Genomic DNA, 12,434 nt, shown 5'->3' on the forward strand with positions numbered 1-12,434 from the left:
TTAGAAAAGTCCACGGTGAATGCGAGTTGTATTGCATTAAATTCATGCACAATCACTCAAATTAATCGACTGATTGTACTTGGCCAGACTTAAATTTCATCGCGGATCAGCCCTTGGCTGATTAATTCTTGTTTGACTAATTCATTAATTCTTGGCGCGAGGCGGGTTTCTAGTTCTTGGCTGATGTCGCTGGTGAGTTCGCGCAGCGTGTCGCCGTAAAATTGCGCCATGAGTTTAGAGAAATGCTGCCGAGCGAGTTGTTCAACTTCACTGGCGATGTCGACGGCCAGTTGTGCGCCGACGATGGCGGTGAGATCGGCAATGGCCGCTTCGCTGAGTGTGTTTGCACTGGGCGACTCGAGTGAGGTGCTGAGTGATGGCGGATCGTTATCGACGTCGTCTTCCCAAACTAGCGTGCTGGCCACTAGTCGTGTGGGCTGGCGGCTGGTGCTGGCCTCAATGGCTAGCGGTGTTGCTGGCTCGGATGTGGCTTGGGCAGGGGGGATGATCCGTTCTGCAGCAGCTGGTTCGGCGTTGACTTGGTGATGGGGGTCGATTGGGGTGGAGAAGTCGATGATTAAATCATCGGCCACACATTCAAACGGTGTGGCAACGGGCTCGGCGACCGGTTTGCGGGCTGGTATTAACGGAATTTCGTCTTCGATGGCGGCCAGATCTAAGCGTGGCAGATTAAAAAAAATCGGGTCGCTCATGCTCGCTGGTACTGGCCCGCTGATGGCTATTGCGGGTTTTTCGTGGCTGACGAGGGGGGGAGGGGGGGTAAATTGCAGTTCGCTATCGGGAGCAGATAGCGTAGAGAACATTAAAATCGGAATGCCACGATTTTGAATTGGCTCACTAACGGCTTTGCTGGCGGATTCGTCGTTCAGGCTGCGCTCGATATGTTCGATTTTTTGCAGTAGTTCTGCTTGGCTAATGACGTCGGTGAGCACCGGTATGTCGGCTAATTTGGGCGCGAGATCGGTGAGAACGGGAATTTCATCCAGAGTTTTTCCCGCAGGGCTACGATGGCGCGCCATGAGGGCGTCCATTTTATTAAATAAAGGGCTTACCGTGTCTTCATTGAGCGGTAGATTCTGTTCGGCCACGGTTGAGTAGCTCCTGCATGTCGGTTGCATTGGGGGTAAAGCCTTGCGTTTTATACGCGGCCCAGCGGCTGCGTGCGGCAGCTTTGAGGGCTTCGTCGCTGTCGACAATTTCGATTAATCGCTCAAACTCGCTAAAGCGGGGGGCTACACGTTCAGTCCAGTTAAATAGCAGGCTGCGCGGTGTGATTAATTCAACGCGGTGATCAATAATAATCGGCGTTTGATCGGCAAATTCGGCGTCGGCTTGGCAATGCGGTAAAAAGCCGGCCGGTGGGATTTCCCAAAGCAGGCGATCCAGTACGCTGGTTGCTGCTTCTGAGCCGGTTAAGATGAACATGCGATGGCCTTGCAGCAGGGCTTTACCAACTAATTGGCATAGCACGGATTCTCGGTTATTCACATTAAAATAAAATGAAATTTCAGTCATGCTGTTTTGCGCCGTGCTGAAAAACAACACGGCGCGACACTCCTGTTAGCTTTGTTGTGCGCGTAGATATTCAACGAGTAAGGGTACCGGGCGGCCAGTAGCGCCTTTGGCTGCGCCTGATTTCCACGCGGTGCCGGCAATGTCCAGATGCGCCCAATGATATTTTTTGGTAAAGCGCGATAAGAACGCTGCTGCCGTGATCGAGCCAGCTGGACGGCCACCAATATTGGCCATATCGGCAAAATTGGATTTCAATTGCTCTTGGTATTCGTCAAACAATGGCATTTGCCAGGCTTTGTCATCCGATTGGCGTGAAGCGCTGAGTAAATCAGCAGCCAATTGCTCGTTATTGGCATATAGCCCTGTCGTGGTGTGGCCCAGAGCAATAATGCAAGCGCCGGTCAGTGTGGCAATATCAATCACGGCGGCCGGTTCAAAGCGCTCAACATAGGTGAGGGCGTCGCATAAAATTAAACGGCCTTCGGCATCGGTATTGAGGATTTCAATGGTTTGTCCGCTCATGCTGGTGACAATATCACCGGGCTTGACGGCGTTGCCATTGGGCATGTTTTCACACGCTGGAATCACGCCGACTAAATTGATTTTGAGGTCGAGCTCGGCAACGGCACGGAACACGCCGAGCACGGTGGCGGCGCCGCACATATCGTATTTCATTTCGTCCATGCCTTCGCCAGGCTTGAGTGAAATACCACCAGAATCAAAAGTAATCCCTTTGCCGACTAACACTGTTGGTGCGACTTTTTTATCGGCATTGCGGTATTCCATCACAATAAATTGTGGTGGCACGATTGAGCCTTTGGCAACCGAGAGGAAAGAGCCCATTTTGAGTGCTTCGAGTTCGGGTTGCTCTAACACATGGCAAGAGAAATCATAGGTGTGGGCTAAATGTTGTGCGGTGGCGGCCAAGTAGCTTGGCGTACACACATTCGGGGGTAAGTTGCCCAAGTCCCGAGTGAGATTCATGCCGTGGCCAATACCTAGGCCATACACTAAACCGGCTTCGATGGGCTCGATGTCGGTTTTTTTTGGTGCGACCAAGCTCACGATTTCGAGTGTGGCCGCGGGGGCTGGCTCAGATTTAAACTGCTCAAAACGATAGGCTTCCAGCATTAACGCTTGGACTAATTCTTGGGCGAGGATTTCGTTGTCTTGTTTTTTAAACTGCGCTAATGACAGCGCTAAGCAAACGGTTTTGTTTTTGCTGGCCAACAAGGCCTTGGCAATGGCGCGGCTGGCATCACGAACCGCTTTGATATTGGGTTCTTTACCCAGTTGTACTAATAACACACGCTTATAGCCCAAACTGACAGGTAGGCCGAGTAAAACCGTGCTGCCGACTTTGGCGGCTAATTCGCCATCTTGGATCGCCGTGGTGAATAAATGGCCGCAGCTAATATCCAGCTCTTTGGCAAAGCTGGGTAATTTTTCGCCTAGAACGGGTAATACGACGCAATCTGCATGCTCGGGGGCAGGGGAAACTATGGTAAATTCCACGGGGGACTCCTTATTGGGTCTTGCGCTAATAGACATTGAGCAAATCTTGCTCGAGTTCGCTGATTATTCACTGACCCTCGGGCCAAGTCAAAAGACAGATTAAAATACGCCATGCTGTTTCGAAAAACACTTATTCATGAAATGACCTGGGTGGCATTTGGGCTATTCGTGGTTTTATTGGTCATTGTCATGACCTCGCAAGTCGTTCGTTTGCTTGGAGAAGCCGCGGTTGGCGCATTAGCGTCGTCGGCTGTTTGGGCGGTGATGGGCTTTGCTGCGATTCGTTATTTCCCGATTTTATTTTCTTTAATGCTGTTTATCGCCATTTTGACGGTGCTCACCCGATTGTGGAAAGACCACGAAATGGTGGTGTGGTTTGCGGCTGGACGCTCGATTCGCAGCTTTATTTTACCGGTCATGCAAATGGGCGTGCCGGTGGTGATTTTAATCGCCTTGCTAGCTCTGTATGTCTCGCCGTGGGCGCAGCTTAAAGGACGAGAATATCGCGATGCCAGTTTAAAAAACGAAGAAGTCTCACAAGTGTCTCCGGGGATTTTTCGTGAATCACGCGGTGCTGACCGGGTGTATTTTATTGAAAACTTCTCCGGTGATCGTAATGAGGGCGAAAACGTCTTTGTGCAAATTCGCCAAGACGGCAAAATCTCCACTGTGCTGGCCGAGCAAGGCGGGATGTTTGTAGATGAGATGGGCGATCGTTGGATGTGGCTCAAAGACGCTACCGCTTATAAAGCCCCCGGCGGCTCGCCAGAATACGATATTTTAACCTTCAAAGAAGGTCGCGTTCGTGTTGAAGACCCGTCGCCAGTGGTGGTGAATCCAGCGACTTCGGCGATGAGTACCGCCAAATTATGGGGCAGTGATTCGCGGGAATATCAGGCCGAGTTGGCTTGGCGAATGGCGTTGCCGATTCAGGCCTTTTTATTGATGTTGGCCGCGATTCCGTTAGCGTTTTCTAATCCTCGTGGTGGCCGCGGCTTTCATTTGGTGATTGCCGCTTTATTGGCATTTGGTTATTACAATGGCATTAATGTGATGCAAGCTTGGATTGCAGTGGGCAAAATTTCACCACAAATCGGGATGTGGCCTTTGCATGGTTTGGTGGCTTTACTGACCATCGGTTTATTCTGGTGGCGCAGCCGCGTTCGAGGTTAAGGTCATGAGTCGATTAGGTCGTTATATATTTGGCGCTGTGTTTGGCTATGTGCTAATTACGCTGGTGGTGTTAACTGGTATTTTTATCTTTTTTGACATGATTGGCGAGCTGCGCGACGTGGGCAAAGAAGGCTATATGCTCAAAGATGCCTTGATCTATGTCCTACTCACGTTGCCCAGTCGTTTGTATCAATTGCTGCCCGTTGCGGTGTTAATTGGCAGTATCTTTGCACTGTCTGGCATGGCCGATACCTCGCAAATTACCGTAATGCGGACCGCTGGGGTGTCGATTCTGCGCCTGTGCGCTTGGTTGATTGTGTGTGGTGCCAGCTATGCGGTACTGACTTATCTATTGGGCGAATATCTGGCGCCGATCAGTTCTGAGGCCGCCAAGCGCTATCAAATTGAGGCCAAGCAATCGGTGTTGCTGGGCAAATTTCAGTCGGGTGTCTGGGTCAAAGATGAAAAGCAAATCATCAATGTTTCGGTAATGAATCCAGATATGACGCTGGAAAATGTGCGGATTTATCAGCTGGGTGACGGCGCAAAGCTCGCTTATATCCTGGACGCCAATAAAGCCAAATACCAAAAAGATGGCAGCTGGCAACTCACGGATGTGCAGCGTACTGATTTCTCCGAGCCGAAAGTGCAAGTGACCCCCATCAAAGAGCAGGTTTGGCAAAGCTCGGTTAATCCCGATATGTTGGCGGTGTTAATGGTCAAGCCGCAAGAAATGTCAGTCGACGCGCTCAATACCTATATTCGCCATCTGGAAAACAATAAACAAAGTACCCAGCGCTATAAATTAGCCTTTTGGGGCAAATTGTTTTATCCCCTAGCCTGCTTATCGATGATGCTGATTGCACTGCCGTTTGCGTTGGCACAACGTCGGGCGGGGAATGTCGGCGTTAAAATTTTCCTCGGGATTTTATTGGGAGTGAGCTTTAACTTTGGTAGCCAGTTGGTGACTTATGTTGGCGAGCTGTATAACTTGCCAGCGGTACTGGCTGCTGGATTTCCTACGCTGGTGTTATTGAGCATGGCCATGTTTTTCTTGTGGCGGCAAGAGCGTAGCTAATTGCTGGCGCAGCCTGTGTTCTTTTGCTGATCAAATTGAGTTTAAATATTTAGGAAATATCGATGTATATCTTGCTAACCGGCGGTGCGGGCTATATCGGCTCACATACCTATATTGAATTGGTCAAAGCAGGTTTTAAACCGGTCATTTTAGATAATTTTAATAACGCCAAACCTGAAGTGCTTGAGCGCTTGCAAACTATTACTGGCCAAGCCATTGAATGGGTTAAAGCCGATGTGCGTGATCGCGCAGCCCTCGATGCCGTTTTTGCGCGCTGGTCTTTTAGCGCGGTGGTGCATTTTGCCGGTTGGAAAGCCGTGGGTGAATCGGTCGCCAAACCGCTGGCGTATTACGACAATAATGTTGTTGGCACTTTGCGTTTACTCGATGCGATGAAGGCCGCGAATGTTAAAAACCTGGTGTTTTCATCCAGCGCAACAGTCTACGGCGACCCTCATGCGGTGCCGATTTTAGAAGATTTCCCGCTGTCGGCGACCAATCCGTATGGCCGCAGCAAATTGATGGTGGAAGACATCTTGCGCGATTTACGCGTTGCCGAGCCAGAATGGAATATCGCCTTGCTGCGTTATTTTAATCCGGTTGGCGCGCATGAATCGGGCTTGATTGGTGAAGATCCACAAGGGATTCCGAATAATCTGATGCCATTTGTGGCGCAAGTTGCAGTGGGAAAACGCGCGCAATTGTCAGTATTTGGTGGCGACTATGCCACGCCAGATGGCACCGGGGTGCGAGATTATATTCACGTGGTGGATCTAGCGATTGGCCATGTGAAAGCGCTACAAAAACTCGAAACCCAACCGGGCAATATCACGGTGAGTTTAGGCACTGGCGTTGGTTATTCGGTACTCGATATGGTGAAAGCGTTTGAGCTGGCCAGTGGTAATTCGGTGCCTTATGCGATTGTTGAGCGCCGCGCGGGCGATATTGCCACCTGTTATGCCGATCCGAGTAAAGCATTGGCTGAACTGGGCTGGCGCGCAGAAAAAACCTTGCAAGACATGTGTAATGATAGCTGGCGCTGGCAAAGCCAAAATCCAAATGGCTTTCCTGATTAAGTCATAGAGGGTATAGCCCGCTAGGCCGCATCTACAAAAACCTACACCCCAATACCCATTGGGGTGTTTTTTTATGCCGCGTATTCTATGGTTTAAGCTTGCTAAAATAAACAGGCGAGCCGCCCATGTATTGTCAGAAAAAAAACCATAAGCAAGCTGGCGCAGCGCTGCTGGTGCTGATGCTGCTCATGGTTTTGGTGATGGCTTCAACCCTTGTGGCGCAAATGCGTTATCGACCTGATGAGCGCCGTGACAACAGTCGTTTCGCCATTGCCACCGCCCGACAAGTGCTGCTGGCGTGGTCATTGAGCCGCGACGGCACATCAGGCGGGCGCGCTTTGAGCCCAGCAGAATTACCTTGTCCGGCCGCAGTTGGCGCCAGTGGCGCGCTAGAGGGCGTGTCGATTGCTAATTGTGATGGCAGCAATGCCGCCAACCGCATTGGCTTATTGCCGTGGAAAACACTGGGCATCTCTAAGCTGCTAGATGGCGATGGCCAGCCATTGTGGTATGTCGTTGATTTGGCTTTTGCCGTGCGTTCCAGCGCCACCCAAGCTCGGCGCGTGAATAGCGATAGTTTTGCCAATTTGTCGCTCTATGCTGCTGACGGCGTCACGCAGCACAGTGATAATGGTCAAGCGCCAGCGGCGCTGATTTTTGCTGCGGGTGCCCCGCTAAATGATCAAGTGCGCGCTGCGCCGTGGGCGGTGAATCAATATTTGGAAGGCAGTCAGGGACAAAATAATGCGACCTTGGGTGGGCCTTATATTGCTGCGGATTGGAGTGAGACGTTTAATGATCAAGTTGGCGTGATTACTGGACGAGAATTGATTGATCGCACCACGCATCGATTGACGCTCGAGGCGGCGGCCCAATTAAAGCGCTATTGGCAGGCGTATCAAATTGCTGTGCCGAGTTTACCCGTATCAACGCCCGCGCCTTATCCTTATCCCGCCAATCTGCTGGCCGATGCCAGTTGCCGCAGTAATAAACCCGATACCACGTCTTTGTCTTGCGCTAGCCAAGCAAATTTATGCGCTGGCATTTTGCCCCGCGCCAGCGATAGTTGGACTGGGCAAGGGGTGTTCCCGCTAGCCGCAAGCAATGGTTTGGCGCAGTGGTTTTTACAAAATATTTGGCATCGGGCGGTGTTTTATGCGGTTAAGCAAGGTGATAGTTGCGCGGCCCCTTTTGTGCTCGATGGCGTGGTCGATGCCAGCATCGAGGCGATTTTGATTGTCCCGGGCGCGAGCCGAGTGCCTCGCGCGAATAATTTAGCGCCTAGCCCGAATTTGGCCGCCAATGCCAGCTCTGATTTAGCGCTGTATTTGGACGATAGCCAAAATCAAACGCATTGGCTCAACCCGCTAGACAGGCAGTACGTCAGCCCGTCATGCAGTAGTAATGATGTGCTGTATCTCTGCCGCTTAGGCGTCTGTAGCGCAAGGAAAAAATCATGCTCATGAGGCATAACAAGGCGGGGTTTTCGCTGCTGGAGATGGCGATTGTTTTGCTGATTATCGGTATTTTGATGGCTGCTGGTTTGGGAGCGCTCAATGTACAAATCAGCCAACGCCGTTGGAACGAAACACAGCAGATGTTGCGCGCCGCCAATGAGGCGCTGATTGGTTTTGCGTTAAGCAATAATCGTTTGCCCTGCCCAGCGGATCCGACCTTGGCCAATACTGCGGCCAATGCCGGCAAAGAAGCGCGTAATGGCGCAGGGGCTAATGCCTATCGCTGCAGCTTGGTGTTTGGTGATTTGCCATGGCAAGACTTGGGTTTGCCTGAATTGGATGCGTGGGGTGGCCGTTTGCAATATCAGTTGACAACGTCGACCACGGGCGGAGCTGGCAGTAGTTATGCCAATGATTTGGCCGGCCGAGACGATGCCGGTACGCCCAATTGTGGCAGCTCGGCGATGAAGCCGTGTTTTACTTTGGCTACACCGGGGAAGATCGCCGTCTATTCCGCCAGTCGCCGTGATGGGCTGGCGGTGAGCGCGATTAAACGCATTGATGATGCGGCCGCGGTGGTTTTTTCCGGCGGCCCCAATGGGGTAGGGAGCAGCGCCGATGAGCTAGAAAACCGCGATGCCATCGCCGATGGATCGACGCCGCGCTTTGTACAAGATACGCCTGACGCCGAATTTGATGATTTACTCACGTGGTTACCCACGACAATTTTGTATTACCGCTTAGTCAGTGCCGAGCGTTTACCCTAGGCGCACCATCAATACACTGCGCTCACGCAAGCATTGGCCGCCGAGACCGTGAGTGAAATCGATTGCCCAACGCGGTAGCGAGCGGCTTCTTCGGGGCTAACTAAGGTGGCCACGGTTTCGTTACCACACGCCACGGTGAGTAAGGCCGCTACGCCGGCCGATTCAATTGCGAGTAAAGTCCCCATCAGTTGTAAACGGCCACTGGCTCTTTGCGGCAGCAACACGGCCGCAGGCGTGCCATCGGCAAACATTTGGCCATTTTCCAGTTGAATCACGCGGCTGGCTAAACGAAAAATCTCGCCCAAATCATGGCTAACCACCAGCAGTATTGCGCCCGATTGCGCCTGCCAATTAAGTAAATGCTGCTGCAATTCATCCCGCAGGCTGCGATCCAGCGCTGACAGCGCTTCGTCGAGTAAGAGAATTTTTGGCTCGGCCGCCAAGGATCTGGCCAGCGCCACGCGCTGCTGTTGGCCACCAGAGAGTTGTTCGGGTTTACGTGAGGCCAATTGCTGCAAACCCATTTGCTCGATCAGTTGATCAATTTGCGCATCGTTGCGTTGTTGCTGAGCGTAAGCCAATTGTGCGCGCACGGTGAGATTGGGAAACAGCGCGTAGTCTTGAAACACCATGCCAACGTGGCGATGCCGAGTCGCAACGCGCGTTTTACCGTCAAACCAGCATTGATCGCCGTAGCGAATTTCACCTTGCTGCGGCGTGTTTAATCCGGCGATCAATCGCAATAGCGTTGATTTGCCAGCGCCAGATGGCCCGGAAATCGCGGTAATGCTACCGGCTTGAATATGCGTTTTGATTTGCAATAATCGGGCGCCATGCGCCGATTGCATTGGGGTTTGGATATCCAGATAGAGGTTATGCATGGCGGGTTTTTCCGCTGATTAAGCGCAGCGCCATCAGCACCACAAAAGAAAAGCCCACCAGCACTGCGGCGTATAAATGCGCGGCGCTGTAATTAAGGGTTTCAACTTCGTGATATAGCGCAATGGACGCCACTTGCGTTTGTCCTGGGATATTGCCGCCAATCATTAACACCACGCCAAATTCCCCCACCGTATGTGCAAAAGTTAATATCAGCGCACTGATGAGGCCGACTCGGCAATTGGGCAAAATAACGCGAAATAAGATATTGCTTTCGCTTTTGCCTAGCGTGCGTGCGGCATCGAGTAGGGTGGGCGAGAGCTGCCGAAAAGCACTGGTCAGCGGTAACACCATAAATGGCAAGCTAAACAGCATCGAGCCAATGACTAAACCAGCATAAGAAAACGCCAAATGCACATTAAAATGAGCGACCAACCAACCGCCGACGCTGCTGCTCGGGCTAAACAGCAGCAAGAGATAAAAGCCCAGCACCGTTGGCGGTAGCACCAAGGGCAGGCTAGTGATGACTTCAACTATATAACGTATACGGCTCTGGCCCATAGCCAACCAGTACGCCAGAGGAATACCCACGATGGTGAGTAAAATCGTCGTATGCGTCGCCAATTGCAGCGTGAGCAATAAGGGTTGCGGATCAAGCACGGCTCACCTGCATGGCATTGGATTTAACTAACCATTCAACGCTTTGACCGCAGTGCAAACCCAGCGACTCACACGATGAGCGGGTAATTAAAGCATGCAAGGTCTGCTCACCAAAACGCAGCGTAATCCGACTTAACAGTGGGCTGTTTGCAATGTGCTCGATTTGGGCGTGAAAGCGATTGCGTAGGCTAATTTGGCCATGTAAATCCACAGCAAGTGCGACGTCGTTTTCTGCAAAAGCCAGCTCTACAGCCTGACCGATTTGCCATTGGGCAACATCGTCTTGAATGCCGAGCAGCATGGCGCTGAAGCGGTATTGCAAATAATCGGCAGCAATAAACGCCATGCCGCCATCAATATCAATTTGAGCTAAGGCTGCAGGCAGTCGATTCATGGTTGTGGCACCAAGTAACCGTAGCGCAGCAAAATTTGCTGGGCGCTCGGGCTGTGTAAATAACGCATAAAGGCTTTGGCTGCGGCATTGTCTTTGCCGTAGCGCGTTTGCACTGCGCCTTGGGCGATGGTTTGATGCGCGGATTGTGGAATCTCGATCCAAGCACCACTTTGGCGTTGATCGGGGTTGCTGACAATAGATTTGGCACTAAAACCGGCTTGCGCCGCGCCAGTGGCAATAAACTGGCTGGCTTGAGCAATGCTTTCGCCATACACCAGCTTGCTTTTGAGTACCGGAAATTGCGGTAGGGCGCTTAAAATTCGCAGCGCTTCTCGGCCATAAGGGGCGCTTTCGGGTTGGGCAATGGCAATTTTTTGTACTGCATTCGATTGCAACCAAGCTTGCCAATCTTTAGGCATCGTCGCTTGCTGAGTCCAGAGCACTAACACCCCATTGGCGTAATGCACCAGTGGCGCGATGGCCGCGCCTTGATTGAGTAATGTTTGTGGGTATTTCAGGTCGGCCGACATCAAAACATCAAACGGCGCGCCATGGCTAATTTGGGCAAATAATTTGCCTGAAGCGCCAAAACTAGTTTGAAACTGATGGCCGGTTTTTTGGGAAAAGTCTTTACTCAGCGCTTGCGTCACGGCTTGTAAATTGGCCGCGGCAGCCAGACGAAACGTATCTGCAGCACTGATGCTGGGCCAAAGCGCCAGACAACAGAGCGATAAAAACCAGTGTTTCATGTCAAAGCACCCCAAGAAAAGAGTAAAGACTATAAGTCGATTCTTGACGGCTGCCCATACCTCGATGGGGTTCAGGCGTAAAAAAGCCTAAGGCGCACCTTAGGCTGATACCCAGCATGACAACATGAATTAACATTAGCTATTTCGATCAATCGCCAAGCTTGCCAGCGCGTGCAGCGCTTGCGTAAATGGGTTGTCCGGTAAGCTGGCCAAACACGCTTTGGCGCGTTCAGCTTCTTGCTCGGCAGTGTGGCGCGCGTATTCCAGCGCGCCGGTTTGCTGAACTGCCGCTAATACCGCGTCAAAGTTTTCACGCTTGGCATTTTCGAGTGCATCTTTGACAACCGCTGCCGCGTCGGGTTCGCCATGCTTCATCACATAAATCAGTGGCAAAGTGGGCTTGCCTTCCGCGAGGTCATCGCCCAGTGATTTGCCGATTTCTTCTTGTTGGCCTGAATAATCGAGCACGTCGTCAATAATTTGAAACGCCGTACCTAAATGCATGCCGTATCGGGCGATGGCGTCTTCAATCTCAGGCTCGCTGTGATTTAAGATCGCACCCAAACGCGCCGCAGCTTCAAATAGCTTGGCCGTTTTGTAGCGGATGACTTTGAGATAATCTTCTTCATCAACATCGGTGTTGCCGATGTTCATTAATTGCAACACTTCGCCTTCGGCAATGATATTGGTTGCGTCTGACAGCACTTCCATCACGCGCATCGAGCCGCAGCCAACCATCATTTGGAAAGCGCGACTGTAGAGAAAATCACCCACCAGAACTGAAGCGGCGTTACCAAACAAAGCATTGGCCGTATCGCGGCCACGGCGCAGGCTTGATTCATCGACCACATCATCGTGCAGCAGTGTCGCGGTATGAATAAATTCGATCACCGCAGCGAGTTCATGGTGTTTATTGCCTTGATAGCCCAGCGCTTGCGCTGCGAGGAGCACAATCATTGGACGCAGGCGTTTACCACCTGAAGCAACAATATATTCGGCCACTTGGCGGACCAAAACGACTTCTGAATATAAACGCTCACGAATGACGCTATCTACTGAGGCCATATCGGCATCAACTACCGATTTAACAAACTTCATCGACACGCTGGGTTCACCCTAGAAATTAAGCCGCGTTGCAAAGGAGTGCACG

The 12,434-nt window shown here is 51.6% G+C and carries 13 protein-coding genes; 5 read left to right on the plus strand and 8 right to left on the minus strand.

Annotation, left to right across the window (positions count from 1 at the left end; translation table 11 throughout):
* Positions 1-89: 89 nt before the first annotated feature.
* From LG219_RS14735 to LG219_RS14745, 3 genes are read right to left on the minus strand one after another with little or no spacing between them, the layout of a single operon-like run.
* The gene (locus LG219_RS14735) at positions 90-1,109 is read right to left on the minus strand and encodes a hypothetical protein (RefSeq protein ID WP_226765208.1); all 1,020 of its coding nucleotides are present in this window, start codon (positions 1,107-1,109) and stop codon (positions 90-92) included.
* A complete protein-coding gene (locus LG219_RS14740; RefSeq protein WP_226765209.1) occupies positions 1,081-1,536 on the minus strand; it encodes a DNA polymerase III subunit chi in 456 nt (151 codons plus the stop codon). Before LG219_RS14740 ends, LG219_RS14735 begins: the two co-directional genes overlap by 29 nt.
* 45 nt (positions 1,537-1,581) lie before the next feature.
* Complete coding sequence (locus tag LG219_RS14745) at positions 1,582-3,051, minus strand: leucyl aminopeptidase (RefSeq protein WP_226765210.1); 1,470 nt, start codon at positions 3,049-3,051, stop codon at positions 1,582-1,584.
* 111 nt (positions 3,052-3,162) lie between these two features.
* Between LG219_RS14745 and lptF the strand changes: the two genes are divergently transcribed.
* From lptF to LG219_RS14770, 5 genes are all read left to right on the plus strand, one after another.
* Positions 3,163-4,224, plus strand: a complete 1,062-nt coding sequence (gene lptF, locus LG219_RS14750) for an LPS export ABC transporter permease LptF (protein WP_226765211.1) — start codon at positions 3,163-3,165, stop codon at positions 4,222-4,224.
* 4 nt (positions 4,225-4,228) lie between these two features.
* A complete protein-coding gene (lptG, locus tag LG219_RS14755) occupies positions 4,229-5,302 on the plus strand; it encodes an LPS export ABC transporter permease LptG (protein WP_226765212.1) in 1,074 nt (357 codons plus the stop codon).
* Positions 5,303-5,364: 62 nt separating this feature from the next.
* Positions 5,365-6,378 carry a UDP-glucose 4-epimerase GalE gene (gene galE, locus LG219_RS14760; protein ID WP_226765213.1) on the plus strand — a complete coding sequence of 338 codons (1,014 nt, stop codon included), beginning with the start codon at positions 5,365-5,367 and terminating at the stop codon, positions 6,376-6,378.
* Between the two features lie 125 nt (positions 6,379-6,503).
* Positions 6,504-7,844, plus strand: coding sequence for a hypothetical protein (locus LG219_RS14765; protein ID WP_226765214.1), 1,341 nt, complete (start codon positions 6,504-6,506; stop codon positions 7,842-7,844).
* Positions 7,835-8,602 carry a type II secretion system protein gene (locus LG219_RS14770; RefSeq protein WP_226765215.1) on the plus strand — a complete coding sequence of 256 codons (768 nt, stop codon included), beginning with the start codon at positions 7,835-7,837 and terminating at the stop codon, positions 8,600-8,602. The genes LG219_RS14765 and LG219_RS14770 overlap by 10 nt, the downstream gene beginning before the upstream one ends.
* 8 nt (positions 8,603-8,610) lie before the next feature.
* Here LG219_RS14770 and LG219_RS14775 read toward each other — a convergent pair whose 3' ends face one another.
* The 5 genes from LG219_RS14775 to ispB all read right to left on the minus strand — a co-directional run bounded on the left by LG219_RS14775 (position 8,611) and on the right by ispB (position 12,382).
* Entirely contained in the window at positions 8,611-9,483 is an 873-nt protein-coding gene (locus tag LG219_RS14775) for an ABC transporter ATP-binding protein (RefSeq protein ID WP_226765216.1), read from the minus strand.
* On the minus strand, positions 9,476-10,141 hold the full coding sequence (gene modB, locus LG219_RS14780; RefSeq protein ID WP_226765217.1) for a molybdate ABC transporter permease subunit: 666 nt from the start codon (positions 10,139-10,141) through the stop codon (positions 9,476-9,478). Before modB ends, LG219_RS14775 begins: the two co-directional genes overlap by 8 nt.
* Positions 10,134-10,535, minus strand: a complete 402-nt coding sequence (locus LG219_RS14785) for a TOBE domain-containing protein (protein WP_226765218.1) — start codon at positions 10,533-10,535, stop codon at positions 10,134-10,136. Before LG219_RS14785 ends, modB begins: the two co-directional genes overlap by 8 nt.
* Positions 10,532-11,284, minus strand: coding sequence for a molybdate ABC transporter substrate-binding protein (modA, locus tag LG219_RS14790; protein ID WP_226765219.1), 753 nt, complete (start codon positions 11,282-11,284; stop codon positions 10,532-10,534). The genes LG219_RS14785 and modA overlap by 4 nt, the downstream gene beginning before the upstream one ends.
* A gap of 135 nt (positions 11,285-11,419) precedes the next feature.
* A complete protein-coding gene (ispB, locus tag LG219_RS14795) occupies positions 11,420-12,382 on the minus strand; it encodes an octaprenyl diphosphate synthase (RefSeq protein ID WP_226765230.1) in 963 nt (320 codons plus the stop codon).
* Positions 12,383-12,434 lie beyond the last annotated feature (52 nt).

The sequence above is a fragment of the Deefgea salmonis genome (assembly GCF_020531905.1).
In the GTDB taxonomy this organism is placed as follows: Bacteria; Pseudomonadota; Gammaproteobacteria; order Burkholderiales; family Chitinibacteraceae; genus Deefgea; species Deefgea salmonis.